This window comes from Cedecea lapagei (assembly GCF_900635955.1).
GTDB lineage: Bacteria > Pseudomonadota > Gammaproteobacteria > Enterobacterales > Enterobacteriaceae > Cedecea > Cedecea lapagei.
This window is the reverse complement of sequence record NZ_LR134201.1, coordinates 396,232-414,588: the sequence shown is the minus strand read 5'-3', so window position 1 is coordinate 414,588 and position 18,357 is coordinate 396,232. Positions and strand designations below refer to the sequence as shown.

At 56.9% G+C, this 18,357-nt stretch carries 16 protein-coding genes; 5 read left to right on the top strand and 11 right to left on the bottom strand.

From position 1 onward, the window contains the following. Nucleotides 1–2 precede the first annotated feature (2 nt). Nucleotides 3–1,082 carry an LPS export ABC transporter permease LptG gene (lptG, locus tag EL098_RS02105; protein WP_126354441.1) on the bottom strand — a complete coding sequence of 360 codons (1,080 nt, stop codon included), beginning with the start codon at nt 1,080–1,082 and terminating at the stop codon, nt 3–5. Then, the gene (gene lptF, locus EL098_RS02100) at nt 1,083–2,183 is read right to left on the bottom strand and encodes an LPS export ABC transporter permease LptF (protein ID WP_126354440.1); all 1,101 of its coding nucleotides are present in this window, start codon (nt 2,181–2,183) and stop codon (nt 1,083–1,085) included. A 274-nt stretch (nt 2,184–2,457) separates the two neighbouring features. Here lptF and pepA point away from each other — a divergent pair, with 274 nt between their 5' ends. From pepA to EL098_RS02075, 4 genes are all read left to right on the top strand, one after another. Continuing rightward, nucleotides 2,458–3,969, top strand: coding sequence for a leucyl aminopeptidase (gene pepA, locus EL098_RS02090; RefSeq protein ID WP_126354438.1), 1,512 nt, complete (start codon nt 2,458–2,460; stop codon nt 3,967–3,969). 114 nt (nt 3,970–4,083) lie between these two features. Beyond that, complete coding sequence (locus EL098_RS02085) at nt 4,084–4,542, top strand: DNA polymerase III subunit chi (protein WP_126354437.1); 459 nt, start codon at nt 4,084–4,086, stop codon at nt 4,540–4,542. Between the two features lie 6 nt (nt 4,543–4,548). Beyond that, complete coding sequence (locus EL098_RS02080) at nt 4,549–7,404, top strand: valine--tRNA ligase (protein ID WP_126354436.1); 2,856 nt, start codon at nt 4,549–4,551, stop codon at nt 7,402–7,404. 121 nt (nt 7,405–7,525) lie between these two features. Further along, nucleotides 7,526–8,035 carry a GNAT family N-acetyltransferase gene (locus EL098_RS02075; RefSeq protein ID WP_126358333.1) on the top strand — a complete coding sequence of 170 codons (510 nt, stop codon included), beginning with the start codon at nt 7,526–7,528 and terminating at the stop codon, nt 8,033–8,035. 20 nt (nt 8,036–8,055) lie between these two features. Here EL098_RS02075 and EL098_RS02070 read toward each other — a convergent pair whose 3' ends face one another. The 9 genes from EL098_RS02070 to rraB form a co-directional block, all read right to left on the bottom strand. Next, the gene (locus tag EL098_RS02070) at nt 8,056–8,508 is read right to left on the bottom strand and encodes a DUF1198 domain-containing protein (RefSeq protein WP_126354435.1); all 453 of its coding nucleotides are present in this window, start codon (nt 8,506–8,508) and stop codon (nt 8,056–8,058) included. 156 nt (nt 8,509–8,664) lie between these two features. Then, nucleotides 8,665–10,056 (bottom strand): hexose-6-phosphate:phosphate antiporter, encoded by a 1,392-nt coding sequence (gene uhpT / locus EL098_RS02065; protein ID WP_126354434.1) that lies wholly within the window; start codon nt 10,054–10,056, stop codon nt 8,665–8,667. Between the two features lie 132 nt (nt 10,057–10,188). After that, entirely contained in the window at nt 10,189–11,517 is a 1,329-nt protein-coding gene (uhpC, locus tag EL098_RS02060; protein WP_126354433.1) for an MFS transporter, read from the bottom strand. Between the two features lie 9 nt (nt 11,518–11,526). Continuing rightward, the gene (gene uhpB, locus EL098_RS02055) at nt 11,527–13,029 is read right to left on the bottom strand and encodes a signal transduction histidine-protein kinase/phosphatase UhpB (RefSeq protein WP_126354432.1); all 1,503 of its coding nucleotides are present in this window, start codon (nt 13,027–13,029) and stop codon (nt 11,527–11,529) included. Continuing rightward, nucleotides 13,029–13,619 (bottom strand): transcriptional regulator UhpA, encoded by a 591-nt coding sequence (gene uhpA / locus EL098_RS02050; RefSeq protein ID WP_126354431.1) that lies wholly within the window; start codon nt 13,617–13,619, stop codon nt 13,029–13,031. Before uhpA ends, uhpB begins: the two co-directional genes overlap by 1 nt. Nucleotides 13,620–13,711: 92 nt before the next feature. Continuing rightward, nucleotides 13,712–14,527 (bottom strand): topoisomerase II, encoded by an 816-nt coding sequence (locus EL098_RS02045; RefSeq protein ID WP_126354430.1) that lies wholly within the window; start codon nt 14,525–14,527, stop codon nt 13,712–13,714. Next, nucleotides 14,524–15,300, bottom strand: a complete 777-nt coding sequence (gene miaE / locus EL098_RS02040) for a tRNA isopentenyl-2-thiomethyl-A-37 hydroxylase MiaE (RefSeq protein ID WP_126354429.1) — start codon at nt 15,298–15,300, stop codon at nt 14,524–14,526. The genes EL098_RS02045 and miaE overlap by 4 nt, the downstream gene beginning before the upstream one ends. A gap of 115 nt (nt 15,301–15,415) precedes the next feature. Further along, nucleotides 15,416–15,859, bottom strand: a complete 444-nt coding sequence (locus tag EL098_RS02035; RefSeq protein WP_126354428.1) for a lysozyme inhibitor LprI family protein — start codon at nt 15,857–15,859, stop codon at nt 15,416–15,418. 382 nt (nt 15,860–16,241) lie between these two features. Continuing rightward, nucleotides 16,242–16,664: a ribonuclease E inhibitor RraB gene (rraB, locus tag EL098_RS02025; protein ID WP_126354427.1), complete on the bottom strand. Its 423-nt coding sequence runs from the start codon at nt 16,662–16,664 to the stop codon at nt 16,242–16,244. A 163-nt stretch (nt 16,665–16,827) separates the two neighbouring features. Between rraB and argF the strand changes: the two genes are divergently transcribed. Further along, entirely contained in the window at nt 16,828–17,832 is a 1,005-nt protein-coding gene (argF, locus tag EL098_RS02020; RefSeq protein ID WP_126354426.1) for an ornithine carbamoyltransferase, read from the top strand. Nucleotides 17,833–18,357 lie beyond the last annotated feature (525 nt).

Below are 18,357 nucleotides of genomic sequence, written 5' to 3'. Positions count from 1 at the left end.
ACTTATCCCGCTCTTTTTGTCAGCATCCACAGGCTGATAAGCAGGAAGCTCACGCTAGGTAACAGCGCGCCGACGATGGGCGGAATGTTGTAAACCAGCGTGAGCGGGCCGAAGACCTGGTCCAGCACGTAGAAGATAAAGCCGAAACTGATCCCCGTAACGACCCTCACGCCCATCGGCACGCTGCGCAGCGGGCCAAAGATGAACGACAGCGCCATCAGCATCATCACCGCCACCGAGACCGGGGAGAAGATCTTACTCCACATATTCAGCTGATACTTGCGGGCATCCTGGCCGCTCGACTTCAGATAGTTGGTGTAATCATGCAGGCCGGTTATCGAAAGTGACTCTGGATCCAGCGCGACCACCCCGAGCTTATCCGGCGTCAGATTAGTCTTCCATTCCCCCGTCACGGTCTGCGAGCCGGTAATCTGCTTAGGATCGGTAAGGTCTGACTCATCAACCTGAGACAGGCGCCACACTTTATGCCCGGCGTCATACTTCGCGGAGGCAGCGTTGCGCACTGAGAGCAAACGACGCTCACCGTTGAAGTGATAAATCATGATGCCAGCAATTTCAGAGTCGCTGTTCACGTGGTCGATATAGACGAAGTCGTGGCCGTCTTTCGCCCAAATGGCGTTAGTCGTGGAGAGCAGCGAACCGCCCAGCAGCATCTGCGCGCGGTAGTTACGCGCCATCTGCTCGCCCTGAGGGGCGACCCACTCGCCAATGGCCATGGTCAGCAGCACCAGCGGGATCGCCGTTTTCATCACCGAGGAGGCGATCTGCATGCGGGTATAGCCCGAAGCCTGCATAACCACCAGCTCGCTGCGCTGCGCCAGCATCCCCAGCCCCAGCAGCGCGCCTAACAGCGCGGCCATCGGGAAGAAGATCTGAATATCTTTCGGAACGCTGAGCAGGGTATACATCCCCGCCCCCGCTGCGGAATAGGCGCCCTGACCCGTTTTCTTCAACTGGTCAACGAACTTAATGATTCCCGACAGCGACACCAGCATAAACAGCGTCATCATGATGGTGTTTAAGATGGTTTTACCGATGTAACGGTCAAGTACACCAAACATTTAAACCGCTCCTTTCTTGCTAAAGCGGGCACGCAGTTTGCGCATCGGCACCGTATCCCACAGGTTCAGGACGACAGCCAGCGCCAGGTACGCCAGGTTTACCGCCCACATCCAAATCATCGGATCCAGCTTCTCCTTCGCCCCGCTGGAGCGCAGAGAACTTTGCAGCAGGAAGAAGACCAGGTAGAGCAGCATCGCCGGAAGCATCGACAGCACGCGCCCCTGACGCGGGTTCACCACGCTCAGCGGCACAACCATCAGGGCCATAACGATCACCGACATAATCAGCGTCAGGCGCCAGTGCAGCTCTGCACGCGCCGCGGGATCGTGGCTTTTCCAAAGGTCACGCATGCCCATCTGGCTGGTGTCGGACGGATCCAGCATCACGGCCTGATGACCGATCACCGCCTGATAATCTTTAAAATCAGTAATACGGAAGTCGCGCAGCGTAGAGGTGCCTTCAAAGCGGCTGCCGGTGTTTAACTTCACCACCTGAGAGCCATCCGGACGCTGGAAGATTTGGCCGGAGTCCGCGACCACGACGGAAGGACGCGTGCTGCCCCTCGGGCGCACCTGAGCAAGGAAGACGTCTTTGAACTCCTTGCCCTGAACGCTTTCGATAAACAGCACGGCGTTGCCGTCCGTGGCTATCTGGAACTGGCCCTGTGCCAGCGCGGCCATGCCGGGGTTAGCCCTGGCTTCGGCCAGCACTTCATCCTGATGGCGGGAGGACCAGGGGCTCAGCCACATCACGTTTACGGTCGCCACAATACCGGTGAAGAGTGCGAGTACCATCGCGGCTTTCACCAGTACCGCTTTACTCAGACCGCAGGCATGCATTACCGTGATTTCACTCTCGGTGTACAAACGCCCAAGCGTCATCAGCAAGCCGAGGAAAAGGCTCAAGGGGAGGATTAGCTGCGCCATTTCAGGCACGCCTAAACCCAGCAGGGAAAGCACCAGATTTGTTGGGATTTCGCCGTCGGCGGCAGCACCGAGGATCCTGACCAGCTTCTGAGCAAAAAAAATCAGCAGCAGGATAAACAGGATCGCCAGCTGGCTTTTCAGCGTCTCCCGAACCAGATATCTTATGATAATCACATTAAATACGCCTGTGGAAACGAGTCTTTTTGCAGGAAAATCGCTTGTTTCATCGCTTATACGTCATTTATTCTCTTTAATCGTCGAAAACATCGCTAAGATTAGATATCCCGGCGAACTCGCTTTACGGGGCGATGTTCAGACATAATAGAAAACGTAAATCCATTCGTTAAGATTAACACGAAGTCATCGCAACAGCGGAGATGAGTTACGAAAGCTTGCAATTCTAGCCTGTAGCCCCCGCCGTTGTCTTTAAGATTCAGGAGCGTAGTGCATGGAGTTCAGTGTAAAAAGCGGTAGCCCCGAGAAACAGCGTAGTGCCTGCATCGTTGTGGGAGTCTTTGAACCGCGTCGACTGTCCCCGATCGCAGAACAACTCGATAAAATCAGCGATGGCTACATCAGCGCGCTTCTGCGCCGTGGTGAGCTGGAAGGAAAACCAGGGCAAACCTTGTTGCTTCATCACGTGCCAAACGTGCTGTCTGAACGCATTCTGCTGATTGGCTGCGGCAAAGAGCGCGAGCTCGATGAGCGCCAGTACAAGCAGGTGATTCAGAAAACAATTAACACCCTTAACGACACCGGATCAATGGAAGCCGTCTGCTTCCTGACCGAGCTGCACGTCAAAGGCCGCAACACCTACTGGAAAGTGCGCCAGGCGGTTGAGACGGCGAAAGAGTCGCTGTACAGCTTCGATCAGCTGAAAACCAACAAAACCGAACCGCGCCGCCCGCTGCGTAAAATGGTCTTCAACGTGCCAACCCGCCGTGAGCTGACCAGCGGCGAGCGCGCTATTCAGCACGGTCTGGCGATCGCCTCCGGCATTAAAGCGGCGAAAGATCTCGGCAACATGCCGCCAAACATCTGTAACGCCGCTTACCTTGCCTCTCAGGCTCGTCAGCTGGCCGACTCGTTCAGCAAAAACGTGGTTACCCGCGTGATTGGCGAACAGCAGATGAAAGAGCTGGGCATGCACTCCTACCTCGCGGTAGGCGAAGGCTCGCAGAACGAATCGCTGATGTCGGTGATTGAATATAAAGGCAATGCGTCCCCGGATGCTCGCCCGATTGTGCTGGTCGGTAAAGGCCTGACCTTCGACTCCGGCGGTATCTCCATCAAGCCTGCCGAAGGCATGGATGAGATGAAGTATGACATGTGCGGCGCCGCTTCCGTTTACGGCGTAATGCGCATGGTGGCCGAGCTGAATCTGCCGGTGAACGTCATTGGCGTGCTTGCCGGCTGTGAAAACATGCCTGGCGGCCGTGCTTACCGTCCGGGTGACGTGCTGACAACCATGTCCGGCCAGACCGTTGAAGTGCTGAACACCGACGCCGAAGGCCGCCTGGTCCTGTGCGATGTGCTGACCTATGTGGAACGCTTCGAGCCGGAAGTGGTTATCGACGTCGCCACGCTGACCGGCGCCTGTGTGATTGCCCTCGGCCACCACATCACCGGCCTGATGTCTAACCACAACCCGCTGGCGCACGAGCTGATCAGCGCCTCGGAGCAGGCGGGCGATCGCGCATGGCGTCTGCCGATGGGTGACGAGTATCAGGAGCAGCTGGAGTCCAACTTTGCCGATATGGCAAACATTGGCGGCCGTCCTGGCGGTGCGATTACCGCAGCATGCTTCCTCTCCCGCTTTACCCGCAAGTACAACTGGGCTCACCTGGACATCGCCGGTACCGCATGGCGTTCCGGCAAGGCAAAAGGGGCTACCGGTCGTCCTGTCGCCCTGCTGTCTCAGTTCCTGCTCAACCGCTCCGGGTTTAGCGGCGAAGAGTAAGCGTAAAGCTTTACCCTCACCCCGACGGGCGTAAAAAACCGTTTCGTTCCCTCCCCCCTTTGGGGAGAGGGTCAGGGTGAGGGGCAACAACATTTAACTTAACAAGCTGGTCTCATGAAAAACGCAACGTTTTACCTGCTGGATAACGACACGCACGCCGAAGGGCTCAGCGCCGTTGAACAGCTGGTGTGCGAGCTGGCTGCGGAGGGATTCCGTGCAGGTAAGCGGGTGCTGATAGCCTGTGAGAACGAGCAGCAGGCGGTTCGCCTGGATGAAGCGCTCTGGCAGCGAGACGCTCAGGCATTCGTTCCGCATAACCTGGCCGGCGAAGGCCCGCGCTACGGCGCACCGGTTGAGCTGGCATGGCCTCAGCGCCGGGGCAGCGCCCCACGCGATCTGCTGATTAGCCTGCTGCCGCACTTCGCAGATTTTGCCACCGCTTTCCTGGAAGTGGTAGACTTCGTACCTTACGAAGAATCCCAGAAACAACTGGCCCGCGAGCGCTATAAAGCGTACCGCGTTGCCGGTTTCCACTTGACTACGGCGACCTACACCCCGCCGGGAACGACATAGCAGACAATGGAAAAGACATATAACCCGCAAGATATCGAACAGCCGCTTTACGAGCACTGGGAACAGCAGGGCTACTTCAAACCGAATGGCGACACCAGCCAGGAAAGCTTCTGCATCATGATCCCGCCGCCGAACGTCACCGGCAGTTTGCATATGGGTCACGCCTTCCAGCAAACCATCATGGACACCATGATCCGTTACCAGCGCATGCAGGGCAAAAACACCCTGTGGCAGGCGGGCACCGACCACGCCGGTATCGCGACCCAGATGGTTGTAGAACGTAAAATCGCCGCCGAAGAGGGAAAAACCCGCCACGATTACGGCCGCGACGCGTTCATCGACAAAATCTGGCAGTGGAAGGCAGAGTCCGGCGGCACCATTACCCGTCAGATGCGTCGTCTCGGTAACTCCGTAGACTGGGAGCGCGAGCGTTTCACCATGGACGAAGGCCTGTCCAACGCGGTGAAAGAAGTGTTCGTCCGCCTTTATAAAGAAGATCTGATTTACCGCGGCAAGCGCCTGGTAAACTGGGACCCGAAACTGCGCACCGCGATTTCCGACCTCGAAGTTGAAAACCGCGAGTCCAAAGGCTCCATGTGGCATCTGCGCTACCCGCTGGCCGACGGCGCAAAAACCGCCGACGGTAAAGATTACCTGATCGTCGCTACCACTCGCCCGGAAACCGTACTCGGTGATACCGGCGTGGCCGTTAACCCGGAAGATCCGCGTTACAAAGATCTGATCGGTAAATTTGTGCTGCTGCCGCTGGTTAACCGCCGCATTCCAATCGTGGGCGACGAGCACGCGGACATGGAGAAAGGCACCGGCTGCGTGAAAATCACCCCGGCGCACGACTTTAACGACTACGAAGTTGGCCGTCGCCACGCGCTTCCTATGATCAACATTCTGACCTTCGACGGTGATATCCGCGAAGCGGCAGAAGTGTTCGACACCAACGGCGAAGAGTCCACCGTTTACGCCTCCGATATCCCGGCAGAATTCCAGAATCTGGAACGCTTTGCCGCGCGTAAAGCCGTGGTCGCGAAGTTCGACGAAATGGGCCTGCTGGACGAAATTAAACCGCACGATCTGACCGTTCCTTACGGCGACCGCGGCGGCGTGGTTATCGAGCCAATGCTGACCGACCAGTGGTACGTGCGTACCGCGCCGCTGGCGAAAGTCGCGGTAGAGGCCGTTGAGCAGGGCGATATCCAGTTCGTACCTAAGCAGTACGAAAACATGTACTTCTCCTGGATGCGCGATATTCAGGACTGGTGTATCTCCCGTCAGCTGTGGTGGGGTCACCGTATCCCGGCCTGGTACGATGCAGAAGGCAACGTCTACGTTGGCCGTAACGAAGCGGAAGTTCGCGCCGAAAACAACCTGGGCGACGACGTTGCGCTGAGCCAGGACGAAGACGTGCTGGACACCTGGTTCTCCTCAGGCCTGTGGACCTTCTCCACCCTGGGCTGGCCGGAGAACACCGAAGCGCTGCGCACCTTCCACCCGACCAGCGTAATGGTCAGCGGCTTCGACATTATCTTCTTCTGGATTGCGCGCATGATCATGCTGACCATGCACTTCATCAAAGATGAAGACGGCAAGCCGCAGGTGCCGTTTAAGACCGTCTATATGACCGGTCTTATTCGCGACGACGAAGGCCAGAAGATGTCCAAGTCCAAGGGCAACGTTATCGATCCGCTGGATATGGTGGACGGCATCTCGCTGGAAGATCTTCTGGAGAAACGCACCGGCAACATGATGCAGCCGCAGCTGGCAGACAAGATCCGCAAGCGCACCGAGAAACAATTCCCGAACGGCATCGAGCCGCACGGCACCGACGCCCTGCGCTTCACCCTGGCGGCGCTGGCCTCTACCGGCCGCGACATCAACTGGGATATGAAGCGCCTGGAAGGCTACCGCAACTTCTGTAACAAGCTCTGGAACGCTAGCCGCTTCGTGCTGATGAACACCGAAGAGCAGGATTGCGGCTTCAACGGCGGTGAAAAGGTGCTCTCTCTGGCCGATCGCTGGATCCTGGCCGAGTTCAACCGCACCGTGAAAGCGTACCGTGAAGCGCTGGACAGCTACCGCTTCGACATCGCCGCCAACATCCTGTACGAATTCACCTGGAACCAGTTCTGTGACTGGTATCTGGAGCTGACCAAGCCAGTGATGAACGGCGGCACGGAAGCGGAACTGCGCGGCACCCGTAACACGCTGGTGAACGTGCTGGAAGGCCTGCTGCGCCTTGCGCATCCGATCATTCCATTCATCACCGAAACCATCTGGCAGCGCGTCAAAGTGCTGAAGGGCATCACCGCAGATACCATTATGCTGCAGGCATTCCCGGCCTACGATGCGTCTCAGGTTGATGAAGCAGCCTTCGCCGACACCGAGTGGCTGAAGGATGTGATCACCGCGGTGCGCAACATTCGCGCCGAGATGAACATTGCGCCGAGCAAGCGTCTGGACGTGCTGCTGCGCGGCTGCAGCGAAGAGGCGATTCGTCGCGTTACCGAAAACCGCACCTTCCTGCAGAACCTGGCTCGCCTGGAAAGCATCACCCTGCTGCCTGTCGATGATAAAGGTCCGGTTTCCGTGACCAAGATTATCGATGGCGCAGAGCTGCTGATCCCGATGGCAGGTCTGGTTGATAAAGCCGCTGAGATTGAGCGTCTGGCAAAAGAAGTCGCTAAGATCGAAATCGAAATCGGCAAGATCGAAGGCAAGTTGTCCAACGAAGGCTTCGTGGCCCGTGCTCCGGCAGACGTTGTCGCCAAAGAGCGCGAGCGCCTGGAAGGCTTTGCCGACGCAAAAGCTAAGCTGATTGAACAGCAGGCCGTTATCGCCGCGCTGTAATCAGCCACGCTGCATCATTCGCCCTGCACTTCGGTGCAGGGCGTTTTGTTTGCGGCTTGCACCCTCCGTAATGAAGTGCTATTAACTCCCTTTATCCTTCCCTAAGCATATGAGTCGCATGATGAACACCACAGCTCCGGTAGATGTGAAGCTCCAGCTGCGCCGGATAACTGCCGAAGACAATTCGGCTATCGCCCGGGTCATTCGCCAGGTTTCGGCCGAATACGGCCTGACGGCCGACAAAGGCTATACCGTCGCTGACCCGAACCTTGATGAGCTGTTTCAGCTCTACAGCCAGCCTGGCCATGCGTACTGGGTGGTGGAGATCGACGGCGAAGTGGTGGGAGGCGGCGGCGTTGCGCCGTTATCGTGTAGCGAGCCGGATATTTGCGAGCTGCAGAAGATGTATTTCCTGCCGGTGGTGCGCGGCAAAGGCTTAGCCAAGAAGCTGGCGCTGCAGGCGCTTGAGCACGCACGCAGTCAGGGCTTTAAGCGCTGCTATCTTGAAACCACGGCGTTTCTGAAAGAGGCCATCGCGCTGTACGAGCACCTGGGCTTCGAGCATATTTCAGAGGCGCTCGGCTGCACCGGCCATGTGGATTGCGAAGTCAGAATGATCAAAGCGCTGTAATCGCAGTGCCAGAACAGGGATCAGTGCAGCCAGTGCACGCCGTCCTGCGGCTGAAAATAGCCGTTATAGCGCATCTGAAAAGCCTGAATCTCTGACTTGTCCGGCTCCATTTCACGCAGGAACCCTAACGCCAGGCGAGCCTGGGTATCGGTCACCGGCGCTGCCAGCCGTGCCTTCTGCAGCCGACGATGCCACTGCTGTAAATTCTGATCGCTGCCGTCTACAATCACCATTTGCCAGATAAGCATAACCTGCGCGGCATTTTGCAGGTGAGACTCATCCGGACGGTGCAGATACTGCAAAAACGCGTCGCCCTGCGCTTTCCCCATCTGATCGATCATCGATTCAACCGGCACCACATCGATCCCCAGCCGCTCACTCAGCCGACGAATTGCCCGGCGTGAATCAGAGGTGAGTACCCGAAACCCTACAATAAACACCACGCAAAGCGTGGCTAACATAATCCAAATCATGAAGTGAGATACCCGGTAGCTTATCGGCAATGTGCTATCAATCAACGCCGTGGAGTATAGCGCATTCATTTTTCTCAGTAATGTCTGATGCCGGCGTTAACCGCAGGCATAAAAAAGCCCGGCGTTAAGCCGGGCTGGAAGCAGTCAACAAGACGATCAGGCGATGTTCAGCTGCTGGATCTTTTTCTCACGGCGAATTTTGCGCTCTTCGAAGACCGCAACCACGGCCATCAGCACGATACAGCCAATGGCGGCGGCATCCAGCGCGGCAAAAGTCCCTGCCCAGCCGGTCAGGCCAAAGACTGGCGTACCGTCGGCAATCATCCCCAGGCCCAGCTTGGCAAAGCTGTCGCCGATCAGGTAGGCGAAGGTACCTTTGATGCCGTCGGCTGCGCCGATAGCTTTCTTAGGCACAAAGCCCACGGCGGCCACGCCAATCAGCAGCTGCGGTCCGAAGACCAGGAAGCCAAGTGCGAACAGAGAAGCCAGGTAAACATACTGGTTGCTCGCATGCTGATAGACGCCCAGCGTAGCGATGATTAATGCCAGCGCCACGCAGGCCACCAGCGCACGACGACCGTTGGCGAGGTCAGAGAGCCAGCCCCACAGCAGCGTGCCAACCAGCGCCCCAACTTCAAACAGCGTGAAGCCCTGAATCGCCACCTCTTTGGAGAGTTTCAGCTCCTGGAACGCGTAGACGGTAGACCACTGGTCGATACCGATACGCACCACGTAGAGGAAGATGTTGGAGAAACACAGCAGCCAGATCACTTTGTTTTTCAGCACGTACTCAACAAAAATCTGCCACTTTGTCATCGAGTTATCTTCGGCTTCTTTGTCTTCTTCGCTGACCTCTTCGCCAAACAGCTCTTCGGCGGTGCCGAGACCGTAGGACTCAGGGGAGTCGCTGCCGTAGCGCAGGGCAATAAATCCGACAATCAGCGCGATAACGGACGGGAAGATAAACATCCCTATGACGTGGCCGTTAAACAGGTAATTAGCGCCAAACAGGGCAACGCCTGCCGCGCCTGCGCCGCCGAGGTTGTGGGAGATGTTCCACATACCCAGATAGCTACCGCGCTTGCGGCGTGGCGTCCATTTGGTGATGGTGGAGTAGCTGCACGACCCGCCGGTGCTTTGGAAGAAGCCGCTCAGGGCGTAGAAGGCAATCATCAGGAACAGGCTAACCGAACCCGAGCCCATGCTGGCGCTGAAGCCGAGCATACAGATGGCGGAAAGGATCAGCATAAACGGCAGGAACTGCTTGGTGTTTTTGCCGTCCGCGTAATACGACACCAGCGTTTTACCGACGCCGTAGGTGATTGAGAAGCCGAGGCCGATCATCCCCAGCTGCGTCATGCTCAGCCCGTAGGTGGAGATCATGTCGTTCTGGGCGATGTTGAAGTTTTTGCGGATCAGGTACATCGTCAGGTAGCCAATAAACACCACCAGGTACGACTGCATAAACGGTTTGAACCACATTTTACGCCGCACTTCGAGCGGCAGATCCAGGGTGGGTTTACGCACCTGGTTTAAGAAGGCCAGCATGACTGAGTTACTCCTGAGCTGATTTTTGCCGCATTGTAAAAATCAGCCAGCAAAGACGCCTGAGATAGCATCCAGGAGAAACCAGGAAAATTTCTTAGTTTTGCCCTTTATCGGGCAAAAGGGTGAGGAGTATCACGCTTCGTTAGCCTCGCGCGGGGCCTGGGCGTTTAAAAACGGCAGCAGCAGCAAAGCCGATATTCCGGCCGCAATGGCAATCACCGCGAAGAAACCGCTCCAGTGCCAGATGTCGATTACCCGTGCCAGAGGCCAGCCGGAAAGCGAAGCACCGAGGTAGGCAAATAGCCCCACAAAGCCGGTTGCCGCGCCTGCCGCCTCTTTGTGTGAACACTCCGCCGCCGCCATACCAATCAGCATCTGCGGGCCAAAGACGAAGAATCCGGTGGTGAAGAAGCACGCCGCCTGCATCACGTAGCTGGCGAACGGCATTAGCCACAGCGAGCCAACGGAGAGCAAAATTCCGGCGGCGAAAATCAGGTTCATCGGCCCACGGTTGCCGTTGAACAGCTTGTCAGATCCCCAGCCCGCAACCAGCGCACCAATAAACCCGCCCAGCTCAAACATCGTCACCGCCGAGTTAGCGGTAACAAGCCCGACGCCGAGCGTCTCCGACATATAAAGATTGCCCCAGTCGTTGATCGCCGCCCTTACCACGTAAACCAGCACGTAGCAGAGGGAGAGCAGCCAGATATAAGGGTTCACCAGCACGTATTTGTAGAGGATCTCTTTGCGCGTCAGCCCTGCCCCTTCCTGCTGCTGGGCGATCTCCAGCTCGTCATGCTGCCAGTCGCCCACCGCCGGCAGGCCCACGGTTTGCGGTCGATCGCGCAGTCGCCAGCAGAGGAATAATCCGGCAAGGATCGCCAGACCTCCGGCAATCATCATCCCAATGCGCCAGCCGTAATGCAGCGCCGCTGCGCCCATAACGATGGGGATTAACGCGCCGCCAACGTTGTGGGCCGTGTTCCATACCGCCCACCAGCCGCCCCGTTCGCTGCGGGAATACCACGCCGTCAGCAGCCTGGCGCAGACCGGCGATCCCCAGCCCTGGAAAAAGGCGTTCAGCGCCCACAACAGAGCAAACGCCCACAGCGAGGTCGAAAAGCCGAACAGGATGTTCACAACCCCGGTAGCAATCAGCCCCAGCCCCATAAAATAGCGAGCATTGGAGAAGTCGCTGACGATCCCGGAGAGGAACTTCGACAGCCCGTAGGTGATGTAAAACAGCGTCGCCAGCAGGCCAATGTCGGTACGCTCCATCACGCCGGTGGCGAGGATCTCCGGCGCCGCGGCGTTAAAGCTTTTGCGGGTGAAGTAGAACAGCGCATAGCCCAGCCAGATGGTTATCAGAATATGCCGCCGCCAGTAGCGGTAGCGGGCATCAATCTCACGCTTATCGCTAAGCGGCGCGGCACTGGCGGGTACTTTTAGAAAACTGAACATGCACGCCCCTTAGACATAGCGCAATGGCAGGCTGACGCTGACGCGAGTGCCGTGAGTACAGGAGATAGTCAGCGTGCCGCCCAGCGCCGTGACGCGCTCACGCATGCCAGTCAGGCCAAAGCCCTGCTGGCCTGAGCCCGGCGGCAGGCCGCTGCCGTCATCCTCGATCACCAGCATCAGCCGCTCCTCCTGCTGCCAGCCCTGCAGCGTAACCGCGCTGGCGCTGGCGTGCTTCACGATGTTGTTGAGCCCCTCCTGGCAGACGCGGAACAGCGTCACGCGCTGCCCTTCGCTAAGCAGCGGCTCATCGATTTTCCACTCTAAGTGGCTGACGATGCCCCGGCTTTCCAGCTCCATTTCGCGCAGCAGGGAACGCACCGCCTGCTCAAGCGACAGGTCGTCGAGCTGACGCGGACGCAGCCTGCCGAGCAGACGTCGCACCGAATCATAAACGCCCAGCGAAAGCTGTTCGATATGCGCCCCGCTGCGCTTTACGCCATCGTTTTCCGGGGCCTGACGCTGCACGATCCCGGCCTGAGTGCGGATCGCCGTAATCGTCTGCCCAATATCGTCATGGAGTTCACGAGCAACTTCACGCCGCACGCTCTCTTCGGTTTCCAGCAGCCGCTCGGCAAGCCGGCGGTTACGCGCAAGTTCGGTTTGCAGCGACTGGTTAAGCTCGCGAAGACGCTGAATACCCGCCCCCAGCAACAGCCCGGTCAGGCTTTGCGCCAGCAGTGAGAGCAGCAGATCCACGGGGTGATCGTGCCAGGTCTGGCTGGCTATCAGGGCGATGGCGTTCATCAGAGTGGCGATCAGCGCCCCCTGCCAGCCATAGTGCCAGGCCAGGGCGATGATCGGCAGCGCAAGGCAGAACGGCGTAAAACGAGAAAGCTCGGCGGGCAACCCCAGCTGCAGCCAGAGGCTGACGGCGAACAGCAGCAGATACCAAATCAGATGGCGTCCACGCCAGTTGACCGGCTGAGAGACCAGCGCCGGGCCAAGCGGCTGCCAGACCGTGCTGGTCAGATAGTGCCAGATAACCAGACAGATGGGCGCCAGCGTCAGGCCGCCGGTCAGCGTCAGCAGCAGCGCATTCAGCGATTCATGTCCCAGCCCGAGCCACGGCAGCGACTGGAGAAGTGCCGCAGCGATAAGCGCAGCCCCTTGTCGCAGCAGGGTTCGCCAGTCGCGCTGATGGCGATAGCGGGAGATAAGCGCCACCGGCAGCAAGGTGAGCACGCCGCCGGCCATTAACAGCGGCAGGTGCGCCAGCGCCACCTCCTGCGCAAGCCAGGCAAGCATTAACCACTCGGCGCCCAGCAGCACCGGCCAGTAGCCGCGCGGGCATTGCAGCATCAGCCCTAAGCGCAGCCCGAAGGGAAACAGCAGAACCGCCAGCTCAGGTCGTTCCACCAGATGCAGGCTAATGCTCCACAGGCAAAACCAGCCGGCGGAGAAGATAAAAAAACAGGCGATAACGGCGATCAGCCGGGAGAAAAAGTGCCGCATTACCAACCGTCAAACAGGCGTCGGGCCAGCGCCACATCGTTGCTGACGTCGAGCTTTTCCATCAGGTTAGCGCGGTGAACGTGGACCGTCTTTGGTGAAAGCCCCAGCTCGGTGGCAATCTCTTTTACCGCCATGCCCTGCGCCAGTTTTTCCGCCACCTGACGCTCACGCTTTGTCAGCGGATCCTGCCGCCCGGCGGCCAGCTTCATGGCGATATCCGGCGTTAAATAGCAGCCGCCCGTCGCCACGGTATGCACGGCGGCAATCAGTTCGTCCGGGCTGCAGCGTTTTGACAGGAAGCCCCGCGCGCCGCCGTTCAGCGCCTGCTCAACCAGCGCCGGGCTGTCGTGCACCGACAGCATGATTATTGCCATGCCTTTCGGTAACTGGCTGAGCAGTTCCAGGCCGGAGATGTCCGGCATCGAGATATCGCAGATACAGACCTGTACGCCCTGCCCCGGCAGACCGGCCAGCGCCTCGCGCCCGGAGCCAAATTCAGCCACTACCTGAAAATCCGCCTCCAGCCCAAGCAGTTGGGCAAAACCGGAGCGGACGATAAGGTGGTCGTCGATAAGGGCGATGGCGATCATGATGCTTTCCAGGAAGGTAAAAAAAACGCGCTTACCTTAACGATAAGCACGTTGCTGTTCAAGCCTTAAGCGATTCACACGCTGCGCGGTGTTTACTGCGAAGCAACGGACAGGCGGATAATCCCTGCGGCTCTGGCCGGAGGCAGCTGCAAAACGTTACGCCACAGCTCCTGGACCTGGCTGCAGACCAGCCCCTCTTTGCCTACCGCCTTGCCCGGCTCGGACATTAGCTGAAGGTCGCTGCCGTAGCGCTTTGTCAATTGCTGGACGATAGGCTGGATATCCCGCCGCGCCTGTTCACGTTCGGCGTCGGTGACGCTGTGTTTGTCCGGGCCATAGGCGGAACGCATCATCTCCGCATCCACCTGCATACGGCGCAGCGTGACGTCACGGGGCAAAATCTTCGTAGAGTTGATACCGCCTTTCACATCCGGGAACAGAAAGCGGAAACAGGCGTCATCGCTGGACTTCTGCACCATCGCCGTTTGCTGCATATTTACCTGCATAAACGCCACCACGTTCTCATCCGTTGCGCTTTGCAGGCGCTTCGTCTCCACGGCCAGAATTTGCGGCTGGAGGGTGTCGATCACCTCCTGCTCGGTTTTTCCCTGCTGGTGCATGGTGACGGCCTGCTGGCGGATGGAGATCCACAGCGCGGGCTCCTGCTCCTTCAGCACCTGATAGACCGGCATTTCAGACATGGCGCCGTCCAGCTCGGCCAGTTCCTGCGCGGCCCGGTCGCGAGGAATCAGGTATTTAACGTCGAAGATGTTCCACGCCATGATGGCGACCAGCGCGATAGCCACCGCGCCTGCTTTGCCGACCCAGCCCTTCTTACGAAAGACCGCAACCACCGCAGCGATGGCTGCGCCGACATAGCCTGCAATGATGACGTGGGTCCAGTTCATGGTGCATCCTTCTGGTTTGCGGGGACTCCGCTGTGGAAACGAAACTCATGGTCATGGCTTTGGATTAGCCCGGCCTCGACATGGCCAAAGAAACGAACGCGTTCGCTGATATCACCGCCGGCAATCTGCTCTGCCAACGTTAAATAGTCCTGATAATGACGCGCTTCAGAACGCAGCAGCGACAGATAAAAACGCTGCAATTCCTCATCAAGATGCGGGGCCAGCGCGGCGAATCTTTCACAGGACCGCGCTTCAATGTAGGCGCCGCAGATAAGCTTATCGACCAGCATCAGCGGTTCATGAGTACGAGTTTCGCTCAGTAAACCTTTAGCGTAGCGGCTGGCGGTGATTTTGGCGTACGGGATGTTACGGGCAATCATGATTTCCCGCACCTGCCAAAAATGGTGCAGCTCTTCTTTGATCAGCAGCACCATGCTGTCGATCAGCCGCTGCCCCCAGCCGTGGGTCGTTTTCGGCATAATGCTTTTGCTAAGGCCTTTGTGGAGCGCCAGAAAGTCAGGCTCCGCTCCGTTTCGGAAAGCAAATGCTTCATAGGGCTGCAGCCAGGCCAGCAGCGCCTGCGAACCCTCTTTATCGGCAACGTATTTACGGATGAGCAGCATCGCGGTTTGCGCGGCCTTCAGCTCGCAAATCATATGGTCGGTTAGCAGCAGGGGCAGGTTTTCCGGGCAACGTGCTTTTTGAATCCAGGCTTCGGGCGTTGGGCACTGCAGGAATTGGTTAATCGGGGCGAGGAGCGGCTGGTAGTCCATGAGGTATCCTGAAGCGCAGCGGCTCACGCCGCTGCACCGCTGACTTTTAGTGGCAGATAGCATAATCACTGCCCTCTCTTTTGTCAGTAAGCTCAGGCGCAAAGAGAGTTGAGCCCTATTTCACCGCCAGCTCTGAAACCGCGCTGGTTAGCTGCTCAGCGCGGCCAAAGTTGAGTTCTGCAACGCAGGAAAGGCGCCTGATTTCACGAGCATTGCCTGCCGCACCTCCGCTAAGCGAAGCCGCAAGCTGACACTGGCTGTCGCGATAATGAATGAAACGTTGATTTGATGTCTTAAGCGCCGCGCTGGCTTGCTCGATATAGCTCTGGTCTTCGTCCCATTCAGCGATTCGGCTGGCGGCCGTTTTGCTGGCCTTTTCCAGAACTTGCTCGCTCTCCTTCGACTGCTTAATCAGACAGTCACGCATCCCCGCCTCAGCATATTCGCTACACGCTTCGCGCAGGGCTGTAGCATCCTTAGCCGGCTGCGGATCGTTAGCCAACGCCAGCAGCGGCATACAGGCGACGATAACCAGGCAAGCTTTCAGTGTTATTTGCATAAAGCGCTCTTCCCTTTTTTAATCAGTGATAATGCGTAATCGAGTTTTCTGGAATAGTTAGGATCGCCGCCACCGTTGTAGCGAAGTGCGATGGTCGTGGTAGAGATGCTTCGCCATCCGGCAATGATTCTGCGGACGTTTGCCTTCTGGCACTTGAGCGTCTGGCCGGGGCGCAGGATGTTGTGTTGCGGGTTCAGCTTTTGCAGCGGCTGAATTTCTGCCCTGCTGGCGCATTTTTAATACAGATATGACGATGCTAAGACAGAATAACCTGCCTGAAAATCGTTTATTTAAGAAGAAAGGTAAAAAGAGAATTTTGCCCGATCGGGGGATGGGTGATTACGCGAAAGCGCAGCGGCTCACGCCGCTGCACCGCTGACTTTTAGTGGCGTACGCCGTCGTCGTCTTCGTCCTGGTAGTCTTCGTCGCCTTCCTCACCCTCTTCGCCGTTCGGGTCTTCGAAGTAGGTGCCCCAGCCGTCATATTCCACGCCGAATTTTTCCGCCAGGTTCAGCAGTTGTTCGACCTGGGCATCAATCAGCTCCGGGTTCAGCGCACATTCGCTCAGGATATCGCAGCAGATGACGGTATCGCCCTCTTCCACTTCCAGCTCTTCCGGGTCGGTCACTTCATAACCCAGCTTGAACGCTTCAACGGCGGCTTTCTCCAGCGTTTCGAAATCATCCGCAGAGAGGTGGTGTTCGATGGTGTACAACGCGTCCGGATCGCTACCGTCTTCCAGCAGCTCTTCAATGATTAAACGTGTTTCTTCGCGCTGTTCTTCCAGCAGTTCTGGATTTGCCATGGCCCTTTCCTCAAATGTGTCGGCAGATACTCTCATTTTCACACACGCCGGGGTTTGCCTCCACCTTTCCCCGCAAAGTTTTAACTTAAGGGGTTGCAATTGAATATTCATACATATAAATTGAATTTTAATTCAATAAAGGTTTGCGCCATGCGAGGAAAAAATGAGTCACTTCTATCAGAAAAACTTTCTTAAGCTACTCGATTTTACCCCTGCTCAACTGAAAGAGTTGCTGGCGCTGTCCGCCAGGCTAAAAAACGACAAGAAAAAAGGCTCAGAGATTCAGCACCTTGCTGGTAAAAATATTGCGCTCATCTTCGAAAAAGATTCGACTCGTACTCGCTGCTCTTTCGAAGTTGCCGCTTACGACCAGGGCGCTCGCGTCACTTATCTCGGCCCAAGCGGCAGCCAGATTGGGCATAAAGAATCAATTAAGGATACCGCGCGTGTTCTGGGCCGTATTTATGACGGCATTCAGTACCGCGGCTACGGCCAGGAGATTGTCGAAACTCTCGCCAGCTATGCGGGTGTGCCGGTGTGGAACGGCCTGACCAATGAATATCATCCCACTCAGCTGTTGGCAGATTTGCTCACTATGCAGGAGCAGCTGCCAGGCAAAAGCCTGGATCAAATGACGCTGGTGTACGTCGGTGACGCGCGTAATAACATGGGCAATTCAATGCTGGAGGCCGCCGCGCTCACCGGGTTAGATCTGCGGCTCGTCGCGCCAAAAGCGTGCTGGCCGGAGGAAAAACTGGTCGCCGAATGTAAAGCCATGGCCGAGCAGACCGGAGGGAAAATTACCCTGACGGAGGACATCGCTTCGGGTGTGCAAGGCGCCGACTTTATTTATACCGACGTTTGGCTCTCCATGGGAGAAGCCAAAGAGAAGTGGGCCGAACGTATCGCCCTGCTGCGGCCTTATCAGGTCAACAGCGCCATGCTGGCGTTGACCGGCAACCCTCAGGTGAAGTTCCTTCACTGCCTGCCGGCGTTCCACGATGACCAGACCACGCTGGGCAAACAGATGGCGCAGGAGTTCGATCTGCACGGCGGCATGGAGGTTACCGATGAAGTCTTTGAGTCTTCCCACAGCGTGGTGTTCGATCAGGCTGAAAACCGTATGCATACCATTAAGGCGGTGATGGTCGCCACGCTGACAAAATAGTTACTTCGCTCCCAGGGCATATCCTGGCCCCTCGGCGTCCCTCCGCCTGAGGGGTTTCTTTTTCCCGCATGTTTATTGCAAAAGATGTTGCGTGTCTGGTGCAGCGCTGGCGTTTTTTATGCATAAAAAAGACATAACCTGTTACCTCGCTGGTTAAGCGTAAATTATAATATATTGTTTTATATGAAGTTAATAGAATAACGTCTGTATGATCACAGTTTTGACTCGCTGGATAGGTGCCAAAAATAAAATAACTATCGTTCTCATTTCTGCCCGCCCCGGCATTAAATAACTCACCGCCTGAATAGTTATGCATAAATAAAATAAAAATACATCAATATCAATGAGTTAAAATAATTGCGTTTTCGCATAAAATTACAACCGATTAACACACATAAATAATTAAAAGCGCATCAGCGAGTAATTATTCATTTACCTGAATCGGCATATTTTCTGTTTTCTGACGCTCATCAATGAATAACAATAGAGTTAAAAATAGCCTTGCCCACCCGACTTCCCTCGCAT

What these genes read in the sequence shown, in the direction of transcription:
- lptG (WP_126354441.1), bottom strand. Translation starts at nt 1,082, where the DNA reads ATGTTTGGTGTACTTGACCGTTACATCGGTAAAACCATCTTAAACACC.
- pepA (WP_126354438.1), top strand. Translation starts at nt 2,458, where the DNA reads ATGGAGTTCAGTGTAAAAAGCGGTAGCCCCGAGAAACAGCGTAGTGCC.
- EL098_RS02085 (WP_126354437.1), top strand. Translation starts at nt 4,084, where the DNA reads ATGAAAAACGCAACGTTTTACCTGCTGGATAACGACACGCACGCCGAA.
- EL098_RS02080 (WP_126354436.1), top strand. Translation starts at nt 4,549, where the DNA reads ATGGAAAAGACATATAACCCGCAAGATATCGAACAGCCGCTTTACGAG.
- EL098_RS02075 (WP_126358333.1), top strand. Translation starts at nt 7,526, where the DNA reads ATGAACACCACAGCTCCGGTAGATGTGAAGCTCCAGCTGCGCCGGATA.
- EL098_RS02070 (WP_126354435.1), bottom strand. Translation starts at nt 8,508, where the DNA reads ATGATTTGGATTATGTTAGCCACGCTTTGCGTGGTGTTTATTGTAGGG.
- uhpT (WP_126354434.1), bottom strand. Translation starts at nt 10,056, where the DNA reads ATGCTGGCCTTCTTAAACCAGGTGCGTAAACCCACCCTGGATCTGCCG.
- uhpC (WP_126354433.1), bottom strand. Translation starts at nt 11,517, where the DNA reads ATGTTCAGTTTTCTAAAAGTACCCGCCAGTGCCGCGCCGCTTAGCGAT.
- uhpB (WP_126354432.1), bottom strand. Translation starts at nt 13,029, where the DNA reads ATGCGGCACTTTTTCTCCCGGCTGATCGCCGTTATCGCCTGTTTTTTT.
- uhpA (WP_126354431.1), bottom strand. Translation starts at nt 13,619, where the DNA reads ATGATCGCCATCGCCCTTATCGACGACCACCTTATCGTCCGCTCCGGT.
- EL098_RS02045 (WP_126354430.1), bottom strand. Translation starts at nt 14,527, where the DNA reads ATGAACTGGACCCACGTCATCATTGCAGGCTATGTCGGCGCAGCCATC.
- miaE (WP_126354429.1), bottom strand. Translation starts at nt 15,300, where the DNA reads ATGGACTACCAGCCGCTCCTCGCCCCGATTAACCAATTCCTGCAGTGC.
- EL098_RS02035 (WP_126354428.1), bottom strand. Translation starts at nt 15,859, where the DNA reads ATGCAAATAACACTGAAAGCTTGCCTGGTTATCGTCGCCTGTATGCCG.
- rraB (WP_126354427.1), bottom strand. Translation starts at nt 16,664, where the DNA reads ATGGCAAATCCAGAACTGCTGGAAGAACAGCGCGAAGAAACACGTTTA.
- argF (WP_126354426.1), top strand. Translation starts at nt 16,828, where the DNA reads ATGAGTCACTTCTATCAGAAAAACTTTCTTAAGCTACTCGATTTTACC.